This is a genomic window from Sedimenticola sp., assembly GCF_050289425.1.
GTDB lineage: Bacteria > Pseudomonadota > Gammaproteobacteria > Chromatiales > Chromatiaceae > Sedimenticola.
In genome coordinates this window covers 1-20,714 of sequence record NZ_JBNKFS010000008.1, presented here as the reverse complement: position 1 = coordinate 20,714, position 20,714 = coordinate 1, and the positions used below count along the sequence as shown (strand labels likewise).

21 protein-coding genes are annotated in these 20,714 nt (G+C 59.4%); 9 read left to right on the top strand and 12 right to left on the bottom strand.

Annotation, left to right across the window (positions count from 1 at the left end):
• The first annotated feature begins 96 nt into the window (after positions 1-96).
• Positions 97-1,281, top strand: coding sequence for a uroporphyrinogen-III C-methyltransferase (locus ACQY5R_RS07250; protein WP_428606357.1), 1,185 nt, complete (start codon positions 97-99; stop codon positions 1,279-1,281).
• On the top strand, positions 1,278-2,576 hold the full coding sequence (locus ACQY5R_RS07245; protein ID WP_428606354.1) for a heme biosynthesis HemY N-terminal domain-containing protein: 1,299 nt from the start codon (positions 1,278-1,280) through the stop codon (positions 2,574-2,576). The genes ACQY5R_RS07250 and ACQY5R_RS07245 overlap by 4 nt, the downstream gene beginning before the upstream one ends.
• A gap of 78 nt (positions 2,577-2,654) precedes the next feature.
• Here ACQY5R_RS07245 and ACQY5R_RS07240 read toward each other — a convergent pair whose 3' ends face one another.
• The gene (locus ACQY5R_RS07240) at positions 2,655-3,668 is read right to left on the bottom strand and encodes a CDP-6-deoxy-delta-3,4-glucoseen reductase (RefSeq protein ID WP_428606352.1); all 1,014 of its coding nucleotides are present in this window, start codon (positions 3,666-3,668) and stop codon (positions 2,655-2,657) included.
• Positions 3,669-3,733: 65 nt separating this feature from the next.
• Between ACQY5R_RS07240 and ACQY5R_RS07235 the strand changes: the two genes are divergently transcribed.
• Entirely contained in the window at positions 3,734-4,600 is an 867-nt protein-coding gene (locus ACQY5R_RS07235) for an SDR family oxidoreductase (protein ID WP_428606349.1), read from the top strand.
• A gap of 314 nt (positions 4,601-4,914) precedes the next feature.
• Here ACQY5R_RS07235 and ACQY5R_RS07230 read toward each other — a convergent pair whose 3' ends face one another.
• The 7 genes from ACQY5R_RS07230 to ACQY5R_RS07200 form a co-directional block, all read right to left on the bottom strand.
• Complete coding sequence (locus tag ACQY5R_RS07230) at positions 4,915-5,544, bottom strand: AAA family ATPase (RefSeq protein ID WP_428606346.1); 630 nt, start codon at positions 5,542-5,544, stop codon at positions 4,915-4,917.
• 65 nt (positions 5,545-5,609) lie between these two features.
• A complete protein-coding gene (ubiD, locus tag ACQY5R_RS07225) occupies positions 5,610-7,088 on the bottom strand; it encodes a 4-hydroxy-3-polyprenylbenzoate decarboxylase (RefSeq protein ID WP_428606343.1) in 1,479 nt (492 codons plus the stop codon).
• A 22-nt stretch (positions 7,089-7,110) separates the two neighbouring features.
• Positions 7,111-7,935 carry a TIGR04211 family SH3 domain-containing protein gene (locus ACQY5R_RS07220; protein ID WP_428606341.1) on the bottom strand — a complete coding sequence of 275 codons (825 nt, stop codon included), beginning with the start codon at positions 7,933-7,935 and terminating at the stop codon, positions 7,111-7,113.
• Positions 7,932-9,965: an oligopeptidase A gene (prlC, locus tag ACQY5R_RS07215; RefSeq protein WP_428606339.1), complete on the bottom strand. Its 2,034-nt coding sequence runs from the start codon at positions 9,963-9,965 to the stop codon at positions 7,932-7,934. Before prlC ends, ACQY5R_RS07220 begins: the two co-directional genes overlap by 4 nt.
• Positions 9,966-10,178: 213 nt before the next feature.
• Positions 10,179-11,135, bottom strand: coding sequence for a GIDE domain-containing protein (locus ACQY5R_RS07210; protein ID WP_428606337.1), 957 nt, complete (start codon positions 11,133-11,135; stop codon positions 10,179-10,181).
• Positions 11,132-11,707 carry a LemA family protein gene (locus ACQY5R_RS07205; RefSeq protein ID WP_428606335.1) on the bottom strand — a complete coding sequence of 192 codons (576 nt, stop codon included), beginning with the start codon at positions 11,705-11,707 and terminating at the stop codon, positions 11,132-11,134. The genes ACQY5R_RS07210 and ACQY5R_RS07205 overlap by 4 nt, the downstream gene beginning before the upstream one ends.
• A 271-nt stretch (positions 11,708-11,978) precedes the next feature.
• Positions 11,979-12,455, bottom strand: coding sequence for a hypothetical protein (locus tag ACQY5R_RS07200; RefSeq protein ID WP_428606333.1), 477 nt, complete (start codon positions 12,453-12,455; stop codon positions 11,979-11,981).
• A 168-nt stretch (positions 12,456-12,623) separates the two neighbouring features.
• Here ACQY5R_RS07200 and ACQY5R_RS07195 point away from each other — a divergent pair, with 168 nt between their 5' ends.
• Entirely contained in the window at positions 12,624-13,160 is a 537-nt protein-coding gene (locus tag ACQY5R_RS07195) for a gamma carbonic anhydrase family protein (RefSeq protein WP_428606330.1), read from the top strand.
• 1 nt (position 13,161) lies between these two features.
• On the opposite strand, the gene aroE is transcribed toward ACQY5R_RS07195, so the two are convergent.
• Together aroE and hemB are read right to left on the bottom strand one after the other, a co-directional pair.
• On the bottom strand, positions 13,162-13,977 hold the full coding sequence (gene aroE / locus ACQY5R_RS07190; protein WP_428606328.1) for a shikimate dehydrogenase: 816 nt from the start codon (positions 13,975-13,977) through the stop codon (positions 13,162-13,164).
• Between the two features lie 81 nt (positions 13,978-14,058).
• Entirely contained in the window at positions 14,059-15,072 is a 1,014-nt protein-coding gene (hemB, locus tag ACQY5R_RS07185; protein ID WP_428606325.1) for a porphobilinogen synthase, read from the bottom strand.
• Between the two features lie 169 nt (positions 15,073-15,241).
• Between hemB and ACQY5R_RS07180 the strand changes: the two genes are divergently transcribed.
• Positions 15,242-15,583 carry a thioredoxin family protein gene (locus ACQY5R_RS07180; RefSeq protein ID WP_428606323.1) on the top strand — a complete coding sequence of 114 codons (342 nt, stop codon included), beginning with the start codon at positions 15,242-15,244 and terminating at the stop codon, positions 15,581-15,583.
• A 305-nt stretch (positions 15,584-15,888) separates the two neighbouring features.
• Positions 15,889-16,548, top strand: a complete 660-nt coding sequence (locus tag ACQY5R_RS07175) for an MlaC/ttg2D family ABC transporter substrate-binding protein (RefSeq protein WP_428606322.1) — start codon at positions 15,889-15,891, stop codon at positions 16,546-16,548.
• A gap of 283 nt (positions 16,549-16,831) precedes the next feature.
• Here the strand turns inward: ACQY5R_RS07175 and ACQY5R_RS07170 are convergent, their stop codons facing one another.
• Together ACQY5R_RS07170 and purE are read right to left on the bottom strand one after the other, a co-directional pair.
• Positions 16,832-17,398, bottom strand: coding sequence for an L-threonylcarbamoyladenylate synthase (locus ACQY5R_RS07170; protein WP_428606319.1), 567 nt, complete (start codon positions 17,396-17,398; stop codon positions 16,832-16,834).
• Positions 17,399-17,410: 12 nt separating this feature from the next.
• Positions 17,411-17,911: a 5-(carboxyamino)imidazole ribonucleotide mutase gene (purE, locus tag ACQY5R_RS07165; RefSeq protein WP_428606317.1), complete on the bottom strand. Its 501-nt coding sequence runs from the start codon at positions 17,909-17,911 to the stop codon at positions 17,411-17,413.
• A gap of 298 nt (positions 17,912-18,209) precedes the next feature.
• Here purE and ACQY5R_RS07160 point away from each other — a divergent pair, with 298 nt between their 5' ends.
• The 3 genes from ACQY5R_RS07160 to ACQY5R_RS07150 all read left to right on the top strand — a co-directional run bounded on the left by ACQY5R_RS07160 (position 18,210) and on the right by ACQY5R_RS07150 (position 20,506).
• Positions 18,210-18,584, top strand: a complete 375-nt coding sequence (locus ACQY5R_RS07160; protein WP_428606315.1) for a VOC family protein — start codon at positions 18,210-18,212, stop codon at positions 18,582-18,584.
• A gap of 218 nt (positions 18,585-18,802) precedes the next feature.
• The gene (locus tag ACQY5R_RS07155; RefSeq protein WP_428606313.1) at positions 18,803-19,726 is read left to right on the top strand and encodes an MBL fold metallo-hydrolase; all 924 of its coding nucleotides are present in this window, start codon (positions 18,803-18,805) and stop codon (positions 19,724-19,726) included.
• A gap of 63 nt (positions 19,727-19,789) precedes the next feature.
• A complete protein-coding gene (locus ACQY5R_RS07150; protein ID WP_428606311.1) occupies positions 19,790-20,506 on the top strand; it encodes a VIT1/CCC1 transporter family protein in 717 nt (238 codons plus the stop codon).
• Positions 20,507-20,714 lie beyond the last annotated feature (208 nt).

The window sequence follows — 20,714 nt, the reverse complement described above, 5'->3', positions numbered from 1 at the left end:
AAGCCGCATGGGTAAATAGAGAGCCGGATCAGCCGGTAACGTATCTAATACCAGCCGGTCAGACCGGTTGCCACACATAGCAAGACGGAAAAGTGAATGAGTACAAAAGACGCAAAAGATCCAGGCAAGGATGAGACCGCGGCACTAGAGCAAGAGTCGCAGATCGAGGATGCGGAAATCATCGAATCAACTCCGCTCACACCGTCACCGTCCGGGAGCACCCCCTCCCCCTCGTCTGCTCCCAAACTCTCCCTGGCGCTTTCGGCGATTGCTCTGGTGGTGGTGTTTGGTGGGCTGGGATACGGCTATCAGTACTGGAAAGGGATGCAGACTTCGCTGCAGCAGATGAATGCGGCGTTGAGCCAGGCTGATGCACAGCAACAGGCGCTGCAGGGCAAGCTGGCGGCGGTGGCGGACGCGTTTGAGCAACAGAAGCGTGAAATTGAGAAGCAGCGGGATGCCCTGCAAGCGCAGGAACAAAAGCTGGTGAGTGAACGCGAGCGCCTGGGCCAGCAGACCAACGAAATGAAACAGACCCTGGAGGATGTCTATAACCGGGTCGGACGCAGCAGCAATGCCTGGATGGCAGCCGAAGCGGAGTACCTGATGCGGGTGGCCAACCACCGCCTGCAGCTGGCCGGAGATGTGGATACCGCGATCCGTGCACTGCAGGCGGCGGATGGTCGTCTGCGCGATAGCGGCGATCCGGGCTGGATCGAGGTGCGTGAACGGCTGGCGGAAGAGATTTCGACCCTCAAGGGGGTCGGGCGCCTCGATCGGGTGGGTGTGGCCGCCCGGCTCAGCAGTCTGCAAGGGCAGGTAAAGTCGTTGAAGATGGTCGGGCTCAGCTATACGCCGTCCAAGCCGCAGCCAGGTGAGCGTTCGGCGCAGGGCGGAGAGCGCAACATGGAGACCTTGCTTAAGGATGGCTGGGAAGGTTTCAAGTCGGTTATGGTGATCCGTCATCGGGATAAACCGGTCAGCGCCATGCTGCCGCCGGAACAACAGTTCTTCGTTTACCAGAATCTGCAACTGCAGTTGGAGGCGGCACGCCTCGCGCTGCTGAAAGGTGATGCGCAGTTGTACGGATCCAGCCTCTCCCAGGCCGCCACCTGGATTGGCGACTTCTTCGATGCGGAGGGGGCCGCCACCCAGGCGGTGCAGCAGGAGATCAGTGCGCTGCAGGCGGTCGATGTGCATCCCCGCTTCCCGGATATCTCCCGCTCCCTCGCTACACTGCAGGCACGCATCAAGGCGGCGGGTGAAGAGGGCGCCAAATGAGAATATTGATACTTGGACTACTCGGGCTGGCGGTTTCGGTATTGCTGGCACTGGCGGTAAAAGAGGACAACGGTTATATCCTCATCGGCTACGGGCAATGGACCGTGGAAGGGAGCCTGGCATTTTTCCTGCTGATGAATCTGCTGCTGTTCGGCGCTCTCTATCTGACCCTGCGATTGATTTCACGGATTGGTGCCGCCCCGCGGAAGCTGCACGATTGGCGTGAGCATCGCGGTGCCCGGCGTGCCCGCAAGGCGTTGACCCAGGGTTTGGTGGAACTGTCGGAGGGAAACTGGCGGCGCGCCGAGAGGGATCTGGTACGTTTTGCCGGTAAATCTGAGACACCACTGCTTAACTACCTGGCGGCGGCCCGCTCGGCGCAACAGCAGGATGCCCACGAGCGGCGTGACCACTATCTGCAACTGGCGCATGAAAGCATGCCGGAGGCGGATGTGGCGGTGGGGTTGACCCAGGCTGAACTGCAGCTCGACCATGCCCAGTTGGAGCAAGCCCTTGCCACGCTGAAGCATCTACGCGAAATCGCCCCGCGCCACACGCATGTGTTGAAACTGCTTAAGGAGCTGTACCAACGCCTGGATGATTGGCAAGAGCTCGGCCAACTGTTACCGGAGCTGAAAAAGCGCAAAGTGGTGGAGCCGGAAGAGTTGCAGGCGCTGGAGTTACGGGTGTTCCAGAATCAGCTTACCGCCGCCGCCCAGGACGAGAATCTGACCCAGTTGCAGACGGTCTGGAACCGCATTCCGGCCGCCATCCGCTTTAGAGAGGAGATGGTCACCACCTATGTCAATCACCTGATGAATCGGAATGAACAGAATCAGGTGGAGCGCCTGCTGCGGGATGCTATCGGCCGCCATTGGAGTGACGATCTGGTGGAGTTCTACGGTCGGGTGCCGGCCGACGATCGCGCGCGTCAGCTCTCCACGGCCGAGGCTTGGCTGAAGGATCGTCCACGTAATGCGGTGTTACTGCTTACTCTGGGTCGGCTCTGTCTGGTCAATAAGCTCTGGGGTAAGGCTCGAACCTACCTAGAGGCGAGTATCGGAATCGAGCCAACCAGCGCCGCTTATCGGGCGCTGGGTGCGCTGCTGGAAAAGATGGACGAAAAAGAGAAGGCGCTCACCTGCTTTAAGGCTGGTTTGGAGCTGAGCAGCGCGCATCCGGCACCACTCGAATTGCCGGCTTCGCTGAAACTGCCGGCGGCGAAGCCCGAGGAGCGTGACAGTGAAGAGGCAACGGATAGCCGCCCCAAGCTTGAAGTGGTCAGTAAGCCTTAGCCCGAATCCTTCGCGAATTATCCGGGCTGGCTGAATACCGGGAACGTCGTAATGAAATCGACGTTCCCGGGTTAATGGCTATTTGTTCGGATTGTCCTGGGCCCATTCAAACACGTCGGAATACATCCGATCCTGATCCAGTCCGGCAGCGGCAAACGCATCGCGGGCGGCGAAAATCATCACCGGTGGACCGCTCATGTAGAGATCGTACGGACTCATGTCCGGGTGGTCCCTCAATACCGCCTCATGTACAAAACCCCGTTCGCCGGTCCAGTCCGCATCCGGTTCCGACAGCACTGCCTTGAAATGGAGTTGTGGGTGCTGTTGCGCCCACTGTTCAGCCAGCTCCCCGAGGTAGAGATCCTGTTTACTGCGTACACCCCAATAGAGGTAAATGGGGCGTGGATCTTCGATGTGGAAAGCGTGCTCGATCACCGCCTTGAGAGGGGCGAATCCGGTTCCTCCGGCCATAAAGATCAGCGGTCGGTCAGAGTCCTCACGCAGATAAAAGCCCCCCATGGGAGCGGCGATCTGCTGATTGTTTCCCACCTGCATCTCTTCGAACACGTAGTCGGTGAACTCTCCCCCCGGGACATGCCGGATGTGCAGTTCAATCAGTTCGTCATCGTGTGGGGCGTTGGCCATGGAGAAGGCGCGGCGTCGGCCATCCTCCAGGATGAAGTCGAGATACTGGCCGGCCAGATATTGCAACCGCTCATCGTCAGGCAGGCGCAGGAAGACGCGCATGACGTCGTGCGACAGCTGGTCCATCTGTGCGACCGTGCAAGTCAGGTCACGAATCTCTTCATCTTCCTCACTCTCAATCTCGTGAGCCCTTAGAGTGATGTCGCTGGTGGGTATTGCCTGGCAGGTCAGACAGTAGTCATCCGGCTTGTCGCTGGTGATAATTTCATCGTCGTCGGGGTAGACCACGGTGCCGGATACCAGGGTGCTGGCACAGCTGCCACAGGCGCCGTTACGACAGCCATAGGGCAGGGAGATGCCGTGGCGGTCTGCGGCCTCAAGGATGCTCTCCCCCTTTTCTGTGGTAAATGTGTGCCCACTGGGTTCTACTGTTACTACAAAACTCATAAAATTCCTTCGATTTTCATTGGGGTATCGGGAAATTCTCTACTATTTTACTGCGAAATACAAAGATGATAACGCATAAAGTGATTATAGGCTGCGGATATCTGGGCACACGGGTGGCGTTGGCCTATCTGCAACAGGCGATGCCGGTTACCGGTGTCGTGCGTACAGCGTCCAGCGTCGCGGCGTTGCGTGCTGCCGGTATCACAGCGGTCCTGCACGACCTGGACCAGCCGGTATCGGCGGCGATTCAGTTGCAGGATAGGGCACTTTTCTACTTTGCTCCCCCGCCCCGACACGGGGAGGAAGAGACCCGGGTAAGCGCGTTGATTGAGGGGTTTGAACGTGTGGGTCAGCCCAGGCGGGTGGTGTATCTCAGCACCACCGGGGTCTATGGTGACTGTGGCGGCGATTGGGTGGATGAAACCCGACCGGCCAATCCCCAGGTGGATCGAGCCCGGCGCCGTTGGGATGGCGAGCAGCGGTTTCGTGCCTGGAGCCGGGACAGCGGTGGGGAACTGGTTGTTTTGCGGGTGGCAGGTATCTATGGACCCGGCAAACTGCCGCTGGAGCGGCTGCAGCGGGGTGAGCCGACGGTGTTGGAGTCAGAGGCGCCCTATACCAACCGCATCCATATCCACGATCTGGTGCAGGTCTGCCTGGCGGCGATGGCGCGGGGCGGTAGCGGCGAGGTCTACAACGTGAGTGACGGCGTTCCCGGGAATATGACCGACTACTTTAACCAAGTGGCCGATTGGGCCGGCTTGCCCCGTCCACCCCAGATCGCACTGGCGGATGCCGATTCGCAACTCTCCGCCGGTATGCTGTCGTATCTGCGCGAATCGCGACGGCTGGATAGTGGCAAGCTGCAACGGGAGCTGGGGGTGACGCTACGCTACCCGGATCTGGTGAGCGGGCTGGAGGGGTGCCGGTGAATTTGTCTGGTCAATGCGCGATGGCTCAGGCGTAGGCATCCGTCTGTAGGTTCTCTTGCCAGGGGCAGTCCCTGTGGTCGCCGGACGATGGCGGCACTGTTGAAAAGGGCAGGCACAGGGGCCTGCCCCTACGTATCGTACCGGTGGTGAGTGTATGCGTTCCAGACCTTTATCAACATGGATACACGCATATGATGGTTTGGTGGGCGGTGATCAGATGGTGGGTTTAATCTGTAGGGGCAACCCCCCGTGGTTGCCCGGACAATGGCGGCACCGTTGAAAAAGGGCAGGCACGGGGCCTGCCCCGATATAGGCTAATGCGTCTCCAGCCACTCCAGGATCGGATCCCACAGCTCAATGTCCTGCCACACCTGGGACGGGGCCATCTCAAAAATGCCCAAGCCCCGCTCGGCGGCACGGATGTAATTTTGGCTCTCCCGCAGGTGGGTGAGGAACGGGAGGTCCAGATGGGCCAGATACTCATTCAGCTGCCGGTAGATCAGGGTATTTTCCCGTGTCCGGTTGGCCACGATGGCGATCTGGGTTTGATGTCGTGACACCCGGCCACTGCTCAACAACTCTTCCAGAAAACGTCGGCAGGCGCGCATATCGATCGGGGAGGGGAGCACCGGTACGATCAGCGTTTGCACCTGTTTCAACATTCTGTTGATCTCGGCACCGTGGGTGCCGGCGGGTGCATCCATGATCAGAAAGTCGGTGCCCCGCGGTGGTTTCACCGGACTCTGGGTGGCATCGATACCTTCGATGGTGGGAATGCCCGCGTAATCCTTACGTGCCTCCAACCAGTCCAGGGAAGAGCCCTGTGGATCAAAATCGGCGAGTGCAACCGTTGCGCCCTCATCGGCAAACCAGGTGGCGATATTGGTCGCCAGCGTGGTCTTACCGCAGCCCCCCTTGGCATTCATCAACATGATAGTGCGCATGTCCACTCCTCCTCGATTCTTGTTTTCGATGGTCCGCAATTATAGCCCTAGACCGGTAGGGCGATTCAATCTCCCGGGAGTTGAATGTCCAGACTATCCCAGATTTCATCTACCCGCTGTTTGATGGTCGTGTCCATGGTGATGGGACGACCCCACTCGCGTTGGGTCTCTCCCGGCCATTTGTTGGTGGCGTCGAAACCGATCTTGGAGCCGAGGCCGGAGACCGGCGAGGCAAAGTCGAGATAATCGATCGGCGTGTTTTCGATCAGTGTCGTGTCCCGAGCCGGATCCATCCGGGTGGTCATGGCCCAGATCACATCGTTCCAGTCCCGCACATTCACATCGTCATCGGTGACGATGACAAACTTGGTGTACATGAACTGGCGCAGGAAAGACCAGATACCCAGCATCACGCGCTTGGCGTGGCCGGGGTACTGCTTTTTCATCGATACCACCGCCATGCGGTAGGAGCAGCCCTCCGGCGGCAGGTAAAAATCGACGATTTCCGGGAACTGTTTCTGCAGGATCGGTACAAACACTTCGTTCAGCGCGACTCCCAGGATGGCCGGCTCATCGGGAGGGCGTCCGGTATAGGTACTGTGATAGATCGGATTGCGCCGTTGGGTGATGCGTTCGATTGTGAATACCGGGAACTGGTCCACCTCGTTATAGTAGCCGGTGTGATCGCCGAACGGCCCTTCCGGGGCTGTGTCACCGGGATAGAGGTAACCCTCCAGCACGAATTCGGCCGAGGCCGGCACCTGCAGGTCATTGCCCAGGCAGCGGGCCACCTCGGTGCGACTGCCGCGCAGCAGGCCGGCGAAGGCGTACTCGGAGAGGCTGTCCGGTACCGGGGTGACCGCCGCCAGGATAGTGGCCGGGTCGGCCCCCAGGGCGACACTGACCGGAAAGGGTTCGCCCGGATGGCGCTGCTGCCAGTCGCGGAAGTCCAGGGCGCCGCCACGGTGTGACAGCCAGCGCATGATCACCCGGTTAGGACCGATTACCTGCATGCGGTAGATCCCCAGGTTCTGGCGGCTCTTCTCCGGGCCGCGGGTAATGACCAGGCCCCAGGTGATGAGCGGACCGGCGTCGCCCGGCCAGCAGGTCTGCACCGGCAGTGCCCCCAGGTCCACCGCGTCGCCCTCACTCACCACCGCTTGGCAGGGCGGGTGCTTGATCTCTTTGGGCGCCATATCCAGCACTTTGCGAAACACCGGCAGCTTGGACCAGGCATCCTTCATCCCTTTGGGTGGTTCCGGCTCCTTCAGCATCGCCAGTAGCTTGCCTACCTCGCGTAGCGCCTCCACCGACTCTTCACCCATGCCGAGGGCCACCCGGCGCGGGGTACCGAACAGGTTGCCCAGGAGCGGGTAGTCGGAGCCTTTAACCCGCTCGAACAGCAGTGCCGGGCCGCCGGCCCGCAGGGTACGGTCACAGATTTCGGTTACTTCCAGATTAGGGTCCACCTCGACGCTGATCCGTTTCAGCTCACCCAGGGTTTCCAGTTTTTCGATAAAGTCGCGCAGGTCCGAATATTTCATAATGTCAGAGTGTTAGCAGGCCCTAAATCCGGAAGCCGCCGTAGCGTTTTGCCAGACGGTAGTTTTTAAATGCCACGCCACCGATAAAGCTGAATAGCATAGCCAGTAACAGCAGCGGCAGCTCCCAGGCCTGAAATGTGCCTGCGGCGTTCTCATCGGGTGTGGTGATGGTCGCTTCCGGTGAGCCGGCGATACGGGCGATCTGCTCCAGGCGTTGCTGTAACTGCCGATTGGCTTCCCGGGCGCTTTTCAATTCATCTTCTTCGGCGGGCTTGGCTGCTGACGGGGTGGCGTTGGCGAGCTGTTGTTCCAGCTCGGCGATGCGCTGGGCAAGCTTTTCGTTGTTGTCCGGCTGGCCGTTAACGGCTTCCCGTTCACGTTTCAATAGCTCATTCTCCGCCTTCACATCGGCCAGTTGTCGCTTTAGCTCGATCAGTTCCGGATCGTCGGTTTGGCTACCCGGTTCTGTGGCCTCTTTCCCCATGGCCTTAAGTTGGCGTTCGGCATCCCGCAGCTTTTGCTGCAGTTGACTGGATTTCGCCTGCAGTTCCAGCAGCATCACCCGGGCCGGCTTCTCGTCAGTGATGAAACGGCTCTCTACCCAGCCTTCGCTGCCGTCCCCTAACCGCACCTTGGTGAAGTCACCGCTCTTTTCCAGTCGTTCCAGCGGCGTGTCGCTGGGCAATACTCGAGTCGGTTGGTCGGTGACTTTCGGACTGGCATAGAGTCCGGCAAGCAGTTTGTCAGTGATGCGCGCCCCCTGTGCGGTTCCCATCAGCACGCTACCCATCAGTGCCGATCCGATCAACAGGGCCAGCAGCCGGCCCTTACTCTCTTTTCTCCTCATGCGCTGATCCCGCTATGGCGTAGCAGGGCATCGATCTGCGGCTCGCGGCCGCGGAAGGCGATGAACAGTTCCATGGCATCCTTGGAGCCGCCCTGTTCCAGAATGTTGTGCAGGAAGGCGCGCCCGGTCTCCGGGTCGAAAATACCCTTCTCCTCAAACAGGGAGAAGGCGTCGGCGGAGAGCACTTCGGCCCACTTGTAACTGTAGTAGCCGGCCGCGTAGCCGCCGGCGAAGATGTGCGAGAAGCCGTGGGCAAAGCGGTTGAAGGCGGGAGGTATGATCACCGCCACCTGCTGTCGAACCTCGTCGAGGATCTGGTAGATGCGCCCGCCCTGCTGCGGGTCGTACTCGCGGTGCATGCGGAAGTCAAACAGGCTGAACTCCAGTTGTCGCACCATCTGCATGCCGGACTGGAAATTCTTGGCGGCCATCATCTTGTCGTACAGTGCCTGGGGCAGCTTTTCACCGCTCTCGTAGTGGGCGGCGAACAGGTCCAGCGCTTCGCGCTCCCAGCACCAGTTCTCCATAAACTGGCTGGGCAGCTCCACCGCGTCCCAGGCGACGCCGTTGATGCCGGCCACGCCAGGGTAGTCGACCCGGGTCAGCAGATGATGCAGGCCGTGGCCGAATTCGTGGAACAGGGTTTCCACTTCGTCGTGGGTGAACAGGGCCGGTTTGTCACCCACTGGGGGTGAGAAGTTGCACACTAGGTAGGCGACCGGGATCTGGTCGCAACTGGGGGTGAACATACGCACGATGCACTCATCCATCCAGGCGCCGCCGCGCTTGTTCTGGCGCGCATAGAGATCGAGGTAGAACTGGCCCTGCAGGTGACCGTCGGCATCGCGGATTTCGAAAAAACGCACCGTGGGGTGCCAGCTCTGGAACTCCGCCACCTCGCTGATCTGAATGCCGTACAGCTTCTGTACCACCGCGAACAGGCCACTGAGTACCCGGTCTTCCGGGAAGTAGGGTTTCAGCTCCTCCTGGGTGATGGCGTAGCGGTGTTGGCGCAGCTTTTCGCCGTAGTAGCCGATGTCCCACGCTTCCAGTGTCTCGATACCGTGCTGTTCGCGGGCGAAGGCGGTCAACTCCGCCAGCTCTTTCTGTGCCTGGGGGCGCGAGCGTTCGGCCAGGTCGGTGAGAAATTCGATCACCCGATCGGTACCGGGTGCCATCTTGCGTGCCATGGAGCGTTCGGCGTAGTTGTCGAAGCCGAGGATCAGCGACTGTTCATGGCGTAGACGCAGGATCTGTTCCATCACCTCGCTATTGTCCCATTTGCCTGCGTTGGGCCCCTGGTCCGAGGCGCGGGTGGCGTAGGCTTCGTACAGCTCGCGGCGCAGCGCCCGATTGTCGGCATAGGTCATCACCGGCATGTAGGAGGGGAAGTCGAGGGTCAGCATCCAACCGCTCTCGCCGCGCTGTTCGGCGGTTTGCCGGGCCAGCCCCAGCGCACTCCCCGGTAGTCCCGCCAACTCCGCTTCATCCGTGATCAACTTGCTCCAGGCATTGGTGGCGTCCAGTACGTTTTCGCTGTATTTGCTGGTCAGGCTGGAGAGTTCCTGGCTGATCTCTTTGAAGCGTTGCTTTTTATCGGCCGGCAGATCGACACCGGAGAGGTGGAAATCGCGCAGGGCGTTTTCCAGCAACTTGCGTTGGGCGCCATCCAGGGCGGTGTCGTTTTCATACACCGCTTTGTAGGCGGCGTACAGTTCGGCGTTCTGGCCCATCTCGGTGCCGTAATCGGAGAGCTTGGGCAGGCAGGCGTTATAGGCTTGGCGCAGTTCATCACTGTTCAGCACCGAGTTGAGATGGCTCACCGGCGACCAGGTACGGTTGATACGGTCCTCCATGATCTCCAGCGGCTCCACCAGATTGGCCCAGGTGAAGGGCGGGGTCTGGGCCAGCCGTTTTTCGGTCAGTGTACGGCTCTCGGCCAGCAACTGGTCGATAGCCGGTTCGACATGTTCGGCACGTATTTGGCTGAAGGGGGGGAGTCCCTCCAGATGCAGCAGGGGGTTATCCATGGTGTACGGGTTCTCCGATGGGATACGGCATTGATCGCCTATTCTTACATAAATCGAATCCCGGGGTGAGAGGCCTTTGCCGGCGGGTTCTGGCATCGATGGGTGGTAGGGGTAGGCCCCCGTGCCTGCCCGCTGGCAGTTACCATCCGGTAGCAGGGCAACCACAGGGGATTGCCCCTACATTCGTATTGGCACCGGCCCTCGTCGCTGTACCTACTGGCTCAGACGCAGGCCGAGCATCCACACGGCGGCGGAACCGGTGATGAAAAACAGTGCGATGGCGACGAATGCCTTGAGACGGTAGCGTCGTACCAGGTCGAATTCGGCCAGCGTGGAGAGCAGGAAGGGTTGATGCCGGGAGTCGGGAGCACTGAGTCTATGCTGGAGGCTATGCCGCTGCTGCTCCTTTTGCGCCATGCGCGCCTGGGTCTGGGCGGCCTTACGTGCCGTCTCCCATTCGCGAGCGTCGATTTCGCCGTCACGGTTCAGATCGAAGCGGGCCAGCAGTTGGGCGCGGTCGCGCTTCCAGTCTTGCAGTAGACCCCGTATCAGTTCTGTCTGGCTCTGTCGATGATCCAGCTCGTCCAGGCTCTTGAACAGGCCGATGGCGTAGAGCCGGTCACCGGGGTAGATGCGCTCCTCCGTGTAGCGGTAGTGACCGTAGCCGATCTCCCGGTTCAGTACACCGAGCAGTGATAACAGCGGTGTTCGTTGCAGCCGGTGCCGGGCGGGCGTCCGATCCAGCGGATATCGCGCACTGCCATACCAGACGCTGCGGTCACTGGGGGTCACTTCGGCCCCTTCCGGGTCTACCAGGCAATGGCCGGTCTCGTCTTCCAGCAGAAACAGGGCGTCGCTGGTGTCGCTCTCCAGGGTGCGCCAGTTTTTATCGCCCCGCTTGTCGATTTTGTAGCGATACCAGCAGCAGTCTATGCCGGTGAGGGGAGCGAAAATGGCTTCCCCATCCATCAGGCGGGCATTGCCGACCAGTTCCACATAGCCCTGGTGGGCGGAGCGGATTTTCGCCGTCGGGGCATCCTCAATGAGACGGGCGCGACCCAGCCAGCGAAAAGCGAAGTAAAACCCGGCCAGGGCGGCAATACCGCAGAAAAGTAGCAGTGCCCAGAACTCCACCTGTGAGAGATGGAGAAACTGCTCGCTCAGGCTCATCCGTTGAACAGGGATTTCATGTCCACATCCTGTTTCTCTTCAGCGGAGAACTCCAGCAGCTCGGCGGCCTTGAAGTTGAACAGGCGGGCGACAATCAGATCCGGAAACTGTTCGATGCGCACATTGTTGTTGTTGACACTTTCGTTGTAGAACTCGCGGCGGTCGGCGATGCTGTTCTCCAGGCCGGAGATACGGCTCTGCAGATGCTGAAAGGTTTCGTTGGCTTTCAGGTCCGGGTAGGCTTCGGCCACCGCAAACAGATTGCCCAGCCCTAGGCGCAATTGGTTCTCGGCGCCGCCCAGGGCGCCGATATCGCCCTGTTCCCGGGCGCTGGAGACAGCCGCGCGTGCCTGCATCACCCGCTCCAGGGTCTCCTGTTCATACTGCATGTACTGTTTGCAGGTCTCTACCAGCTTGGGCAGTTCGTCATGACGCTGTTTCATCAGCACATCGATATTGGCCCACGCCTTGCTGACGCCGTGCTTCAGGTTAACCAGGCCGTTGTAGATGGCGATGGCGTAGAAGGCGACTACGGCCAGAATACCCAGGGTAACGAATGTTCCAATATCCATAGCGGCTCTCCCGGTGAGCGGTTTTTGTTATGCGATCACTATACCATTCGGCGGGGATTGCGAAACGTGCGCCCGCCCTACCAGCTGTTATTCCCGATCTTCGTCGGGGCAAGCCCCATACCTTCCTCGTTCCCACGCCCCGCGTGGGAACGCATACCCGGGCAGCAGGATAGGTACCTGGTTTGTGCCCCGTTATTACGTTGTAAAGTGGCATCCACCTGGGCACAAAATCGTGCACCATCCTGCCAGTGCAACTAAGCCTGATAGCGGCTTATTCCCCGGTCAGCTGTTTGTTTGGCCGCTTGCCCAGGAAGCGGCCCAGAAGCAGCTTGGAGCGCTCGGCAATGGATGCCTCGCTGAGGCGTCTTTCCCGCAGCAACAGCCGTTCCACCAGGAACGATTCCTGGTACAGGATATTCTCGGTCGGCGGGCTGTAGGGGGTGTCGAGGGTGATGCGGGCGATGCGACCCAGATTGATACCGCGGCCGTCATCCAGCAGGATCAGGTGCGGGGCCAGCCCCCGGGCCGGATCGGGGCGGGGGAAATCGATCACGGCAACCAGTTCGAACGGGGTGTCCGAATAACGGATACCCAGGTTGATCGCCTCCTGCTTCAGCTCCACCAGGTAGATCTGCCGGCCAATTGCCTGCTTCAGCCGCTCGATTTGTCGATTGTAACCGGCAGAGGGCCAGATCCGATCGCCCTGCCACTCCCCAAATTGCCTGCTGTGCAGATTGTTGCCAGTCATTCCGTCCCCTCGATCAAAGCCGTTGGCGGGTCTCGCGATCGTCAGCATAGCCGGTTTGTTCGGGGGTGATCAACGCAGGGTGCCGGGGGAGGGGTTGAGGTTTTGTTCCGGCGGAGGAGCCAGTAGACTACGCCCTTTGTCTTCCAGGCGCCCAAACAGGAGATTCACATGTCCAATATCCGCCCCTTTGACGGTATGTTGCCCAAACTGGGTGAATCGGTATGGGTCGATCCGAGCGCCGTGATTATTGGTGATGTGGAGATTGGCGATTACGCCTCGATCTGGCCGATGACGGCGATCCGCGGCGATGTGAACAGCATCCGTATCGGCAATCGGACCAATATCCAGGACGGCAGCGTGCTGCATGTCACCCATGCCAACCCCGCTTCGCCGGGTGGCCATGCACTGACCATCGGCAACGATGTCACCGCCGGGCATAAGGTGCTGCTGCACGGTTGCACCATTGGTGACCGCTGCCTGATCGGCATGGGTTCAATCGTCATGGATGGTGCGGTGCTGGAGTCCGACATCATTCTTGCGGCCGGCAGTTTGGTCACCGAAGGGAAACGCTTGGAGGGGGGCTATCTCTGGTGCGGATCGCCGGCCAAGCGGCTGCGCAAGCTGACGGATGAAGAGTTGGCCTTTCTGGCCTATGTACCGGGCCACTATGTGAAGCTGGCCGAGAAATACCGCAACGCCGGATAGGCTAGCCGCGCAGTTGGGCGATCACCGGGGCGGTCTCCGGCCGCACCCCGCGCCACAGGAAGAACGCCTCGGCGGCTTGCTCCACCAGCATGCCCAGGCCATCCAGCGCTTGCCCCGCCCCCTGCTGACGGCCCCAGCGCACGAAAGCGGTCGGGTCGTTGCCGTACATCATGTCGTAGGTCCAGCCACCGGCTACCAGGATATCCACCGGTAGTGGCGGTACTTCATTTTGCAGGCCGGCCGCCGTGCCGTTGATGATCAGATCGAACTGCCGCCCGTCCAGTTCATCCAGGCCGCCACCCTGAACCGGTCCCAGTTCCTGCAGGTCCGCGGCCAGTTGGCGTGCCTTGTGGGCGGTCCGGTTGGCGATCATCAGCTGTTCAGGCCCGCACTCCAGCAGCGGCCGCACCACACCCTTGGAGGCACCCCCGGCTCCCAGCAACAGGATACGGCAACCGGCCAACAGACAGCCGTGGTTGACGCTGAGGTCCCGTACCAGACCGGCGCCATCTGTGTTATCGCCACGCAGCCGGCCATCTGCCAGCGGGATCAGGGTGTTCACGGCGCCAGCGCTTTCGGCCCGGGGCGTCCGTTCATCCGCCAATGCCCAGGCCTGTTCCTTGAATGGCACGGTGACGTTGAGGCCGTTACCGCCAGCGGCGAAGAAGTCCCGCACATCGGCGTCGAAACCATCCAATCTGCCCAGCAACCGTTCATAGCTCAGCTTTTCGCCGGTCTGTTTGGCGAAGGCCTGATGGATCAGGGGCGACTTACTGTGCTCGATGGGATTGCCGATGACGGCGTAGCGGTCGGTCATGGTCGGTTTCTGCTGTTGGAAAGGGGTTGAGGTGTCGGAGTCAGGCTTGATTCCGACACCGGATGTCTCAGAGTACCGTGGTTACTCGTTCAACCACTCGGCGGCGGTTTTGGCGAAATAGGTGAGGATGCCGTCGGCCCCAGCGCGTTTGAAGCAGAGCAGCGCCTCCAGCACTACCGCCCGCTCATCCAGCCAGCCGTTCAGACTGGCCGCCTTGAGCATGGCGTATTCGCCGCTCACCTGATAGGCGAAGGTCGGTACGCCGAAGCTCTCTTTGACCCGGCGCACGATATCCAGATAGGGCATGCCCGGCTTCACCATCACCATGTCGGCGCCCTCGTTCAGGTCCAGCTCCACCTCGCGCAGCGCCTCGTCCGAGTTGGCGGGGTCCATCTGGTAGGTGTATTTATTGCCGCCTCCCAGATTGGCCGCCGAACCGACGGCGTCGCGGAACGGGCCGTAAAAGCTGGACGCGTATTTGGCCGAGTAGGCGAGGATGCGGGTGTGGATGTGGCCCGCCGACTCGAGAGCCGTGCGCACTTCGCCGATGCGCCCGTCCATCATGTCGGAGGGGGCCACCACGTCAGCACCCGCCGCAGCGTGTGAGATCGCCTGGCGCACCAGTACCTCAACGGTTTCGTCATTCATCACATAGCCGGTTTTGTCCAGCAGGCCATCCTGGCCGTGGGTCGTGAAGGGGTCCAGGGCGACATCGGTGATCACTCCCAGGTCGGGTACGGCGTCCTTCAGGGCGCGTACCGCGCGCTGGGCCAGCCCGTCCGGATTGTAGGCTTCCCGCGCATCCAGCGATTTGGCACTCTGCGGAGTGACCGGGAACAGCGCCATGGCGGGGATGCCCAAGGCGGCGGCCTGCCTGGCCTCTTTCACCAGCAGGTCGATGCTCATGCGCTCCACACCCGGCATGGAAGCCACCGCTTCCCGTTCGCCACTCCCTTCCAGTACAAACACCGGATAGATAAAATCGGCCGGCGTCAGCCCGTTTTCACGCATCAGGCGGCGGGAGAATTCGTCCCGGCGCATGCGGCGCGGACGGGAGGCAGGATAGCGGGCGGAGAGGGCGGTTTTACTCTGCATGGGTGAAGCTCCATCGTGCAGCTGGGTTGAAGGGTGTGGTTTCGCTAAACAATCCCATACGATACCGCACCACCCTGCGCGGCTCCACTCAGAGTTGGCCGGATGTGCTATCTTTGCCCGGTTTTTGTCAGCCGTATTGCCGGGAACCGGTGTTTGGAGATGAGGAAGTATGCAAAAGTCGCCGTATATTTTTGATGTCGATGTGGCGGGGTTCGAGCAGCTAGTACTGGAGGCGTCGGAACAGCAGCCGGTATTGGTCGATTTCTGGGCGGAGTGGTGCTCGCCCTGCCTGGCCCTGGCGCCGGCTCTGGAGCGGGTGATTAACGGGCATGAGGGGGCCATTTTGCTGGCCAAGGTTGAGGTGGACGACAACATGAAGCTGGCCGGTCACTACCGGCTACGCGGTTTTCCCACAGTGATACTGTTTCATCGCAAGCAGGAGTTGGGGCGTTTCAGCGGGGCGCGCGCCGGACATTGGATAGAGGAGTGGCTGGCCGAGCACCTGCATTGAACTTTTCGCTGACAGATTCCACCACCTGATACTAATTCCCTTTTTCGGCCGGTTTTCTCGCTTTCTGAAAAATCCTACAAATGCCTCGGGATTATTGCGCAATGAATAATGAAGGCGCCGTCTACACTTCTGCGCGGTCAGCGTGACCGTTATTGCGGAATAGAATTCTTTATCCCAGCAAATCGTCCCTTGGCTATAAAGAAAGCCTGTTAGCGTCCGCTACAGAATGCGTGATCCGGATATCGATACCGAATGTTTATAACCCCCTGGCGATGGGTCAACAGGGCTCATGGAGAATTAAAAAGATGGGAAAATCAGGTTTGATTGCAATCGCACGCCAGCCGTTCATGTTGCTGATGCTGCTGGTCTGTTTACCCCTGGCTGTGGCGGCGGAAGAGCTGACCGGACCTCAACAGGTGATCCAACGCATTTCGGATCAACTGCAGCAGGTGCTGATGGATAATCAGCAGCAGTTGCAGGACGATCCGGCCTTAGTGTATCGGCTGGCCAATGACGTGTTGGTGCCCAATATCGATTTTGGTCATGTATCCAGTTTGGTGCTGGGCAAATACTGGCGCCGGGCTACGGATGAGCAGAAACAGGCCTTTTCCCGGCAGTTCCAGCGCCTGTTAGTAAGGACTTACTCTACGGCCTTCAAGGAATTCCAGGGCTGGGAGATCAGTTATACCCCACTGCGTATGAACGAGGGGGATGATGATGTGGCGGTGCATACCCAAGTGAAACGGACCGGTGCACCACCGGTGGATGTGGTTTATCGCATGCACATCAAGGATGGGGACTGGAAGGCTTATGACGTCAAGATCGAGGGGATTAGCCTGGTGACCAATTACCGCACCAGCTTTGCCAAAGAGGTGCGTCGTAGCGGCATGCGCGGCTTGATCGATCGGATAACCGAGCTCAACGATAGCCGGGTGAAACGGGTTGCGGCCAATAGTTCAACCTGAATCAGGCGGCAAAAATGTAAAAAACTGCAAAAAGTCAAAAAAATGTCTACAGTTTTATCAGGGCTAGCCGTTATAAATAACGAAGGCTCCAGTTAACGGTTTTTTTCGATGAACCAGATATGGCAAAGGGTACATCGTCGCAGTAGGGGGGTTGTTGTTACAGCTCCCCAATGCAACTCCTCCGGCGCTTAAACGGCGCTTTCGGGCTCATCCCCTCCCCAGATGAGTCCGTTTTTTTTATCTCCCGATATGTTTTCCTGCCGATATCCGCACTGGTATTCGCCTAGTGGCGAATAATCCTGCCGGTTGCCCCGTCGCGAATAGTCGATGGGGTCCGGTTTCCGCCGAGGGGGGCGGAGAGGATGCAGTCGACCCGATTGCCCAGGCGTAGACGGACCTGAAGCGCCGATTTGGCCGGGTGCTGGCCGCTACGGTTGGCGCTGGTGGAGACCAGTGGCGATTGGCAGGCGCGGCACAGGGCGGCGGCCAGGGGATGGGCCGTAACCCGCACCGCGATACTGGTGTGTACGCCGGTCAACCAGAACGGCAGGTTGTCGGCGGCCGGTAACAGCCAAGTATTGGGGCCTGGCCAGCTGGCGAAGATCTGCTCCATCAACGGCTCGGCCAAGGGCTTGATAAAGGGGCGTAGCTGTTCAAAGTCGGCAGCTATCAGGATCACACCCTTTTCCATCGGGCGCTGCTTTAATCCCAGAAGGGCTTCCATGGCTTGGGCATTCAGGGGATCGCAGCCAAGGCCATAGACCGCCTCGGTCGGGTAGGCAATGAGGCCGCCGCGGTTAAAACTGCGTACGGCCTCGCGTAACTTCCAGGGATTGATTGTCTCGTGCATACGCACTCGGACTCAGAGGCTGGCTTGTAGCTTGGTGTCCTTCTTGATCACTTCGGCGGCGTTGGCTTCACGATCCGCCCTGATTCGTGCCGCCAGATCCGTATCCGACAGTGCCAGAATCTGTGCCGCCAGATAGCCGGCATTCTTGGCACCCGCCTTGCCGACCGCCACGGTGGCTACCGGAATGCCGCCCGGCATCTGTACGGTGGAAAGCAGTGCATCCATTCCTTGCAGGGGGCCGGCATCCAGTGGAATGCCGATTACCGGTTTCAGCGTCAGGCCGGCCACTGTGCCGGCCAGGTGTGCCGCCAGTCCGGCCGCACAGATAAAGGCGGCACAACCGCGATCATCGGCGTCCTTTACATAGCGGTGGGTGGCATCCGGAGTGCGATGCGCAGAGGTGATCTTCGCCTCAAAGGGGATGCCGAGGGATTTGAGAACATCCATCGTAGACTGAAGTACCGGCAGGTCCGAGTCGGATCCCATCAGAACTGCGACAAAAGGTTTGCTCATTGTTCGCTACCCAAATTCGATTGAAAAACAGGCAGGCAACGATACCGGATTTTTTTTTACCCGGCTACGTTTGATCTTGATCCCAGAAAACCAAGAATTTAATTTCTATTAAGGGGTTACTACAAGATCCGGATTCAAGGTTGTGTGGATATTGGGCAATCTCAATCAGAGTAATCAGCGTCCCCGGCGCACCGGCTGCCTAAAACGGGCCAGTCAGATTGGCGGGTGGCCTCCCGTAAACCGGATCGGTAGAAACGGCTATGCTATAGCGAGTAGCCAATTTATAAGAGTGATAACGATGCCGCATACTGAGAATCGCCCCCCTTTCTGGGTGGGCCATATTTTTTTGGCCACCGACCAGCTTGACCTGACCGCCGATTTCTTGCGGCGGATGGGTATTCGCCTGGTGGAGCAGGGGGATAAATATGCCATATTCGAGCTGCGTGGTGGCACTCACCTGATACTAACCCAGGTGGTTGAATTTACCCCCGGGGAGGCCGATTTCGATCTGATGGTCGAAGATCTGGAGAGGACCCATCGGCAGTTTGTCGACCAGGGGCTGAATCCCTCACCAATCGAACCGGGTACTATCCACTCCAGCTTCAATATCCGCGAGCCGGCCGGAAATCTGATACGGGTTCTCTCCAGCCATGTTGGCAGTGAACCGGTGTGAGGCGTTTGCGATCACCGGCCGTCAAAAAGCGGTGCCCCAGATTTCGAACGGAATGACCGTCCCCGATTGATATACGTGCCCCTGTGCCTACTGCTCGGTGAACGGGTTACCGCTGGCTGTGTGGGTGCGCGCGTGGTGGTCCACTTGACGCGGACCGTGTTGCGTGGGCATATGGCTTGACCAAGAACTGGGTGTCGTAGCAGAAGGTCGACAATCCGATGAAAAAAATTCAATACCTCTTATTCTCCTGTACGTTGTTATGGTTCTCCGGTCCATTACTGGCAGATGATTTGGTGCTGCACAAGCTGGCGGACAATATCTATGCGATAGTGGGTGAACTGGGTAACCGTACCCCTGAAAATCTGGGTAACAACGCCACGTTCGGCGTTATCGTAACAGCCGACGGTGTGGTGGTGATCGATCCGGGCGGCACCTTCCAGGGGGCACAGCGCATCCATTCCTTGATCAAGCGCATTACCGACAAGCCTGTCCGGATCGTCATTAATACCGGCGGCCAGGATCATCGCTGGATGGGCAATGGCTATTTCAAAAGCCTGGGTGCCCGTGTCTTGGCCAGTGAGCAGGCGGTGGCTGATCAACGGGCGCGCAGCCGGGACCAGTTTATCCAACTGGATGCATTGGTCGGTCAGGCAGGCACGGCAGGAACGGAGGCCAGCTATGCCGATGAAACCTTCCGTGATAAAACCACACTGGCGCTTGGCGGCGTGGAGATCGAAATTGTTCATGCAGGGCCGGCACACACGCCGGGCGACAGCTTTGTCTGGTTGCCCGCGCAACGTATCCTGTTTACCGGTGATATTGTCTATACGGAACGTATGTTGGGTGTGGGGGGGCAATCCAACAGCAAGAGTTGGATAAAGGTGTTTGAAGCCCTGGCGGCCTTGAAACCCGAGGTGGTGGTGCCGGGACATGGCCGACCGACCACCCTGGAGCGGGCCACCAAAGATACCTATGACTACTTGGTATTCCTGAGACAGTCGGTGAAGGCCTTTATGGAGCAGGGCGGCGATATGACCACGCTGGGAAAAATAGATCAGTCGGTTTTTCGCTATCTGCTGAATTTTGACACGCTGGCGGGGCGTAACGCACAGCAGGTCTATAGCGAACTGGAGTGGGAATAATAGAGGACCCGTGACAGTGGTCGGCTACTTGCCATAGTGAATGCAGGGTAACCGGAGTGGTGGATGATGGCGATCAATTCTGGAACAGGCAGCCCCCATAATGAAGCGCATAAATCACACCGCATCGGTTGGTTACGGGCGGCTGTGTTGGGTGCGAACGACGGAATCGTATCGACTGCCAGTTTGGTGATCGGTGTGGCGGCCGCCGCGTCATCCTATGAAAGCATTCTTATCGCCGGCATTGCCGGATTGGTGGCCGGCGCCATGTCGATGGCCGCCGGCGAATACGTCTCGGTGAGTTCCCAGGCCGATACGGAAAAAGCCGATCTGGAACTGGAAGCGCAACATCTGGATGAACACAGAGAGTTTGAGCTGATGGAATTGGCCACGATCTATCAACAGCGTGGACTCGACGCCGAACTGTCCCAGCAGGTTGCCGAGCAACTGATGGCACACGATGCCCTGGAAGCCCATGCCAGAGATGAACTGGGTATCATCGATAGAGCCCGTGCCAGACCCATCCAGGCGGCGCTCTCGTCGGCTGCTACCTTTACCGTCGGTGCGGCACTGCCCCTATTGGCGGTTGTGGTGGCGCCGGATAATCACCGCATCCCGGTCATTGCCGGCCTGTCGCTGATATGCCTCGCTGTATTAGGCGGATTGGCTGCCCGTGCCGGGGGTGCGCCCATGGCTATCGGCGCTGCCAGAGTGACATTTTGGGGGGCGTTGGCGATGGCTTTGACCGATCTCGTCGGCCACTGGTTTGGTGTGAGTGGTTAAGGTACTCCAACGGTATGTCAGGGATCTATGCCGTGATCACGGCAAGCGGCCACCGTTCAGGCAAGACACAACAATCGTCCACTGTTTGGCGGATTGTAAAATCGTCAAACTGATACCGGGCTGTCATACAGAAAATCATCTGTGTGAAGTATTTAATTCCCAATTATCCTGAAGTGTGATGTTCTTTTTTGGGCGTTAACTCGGGGTG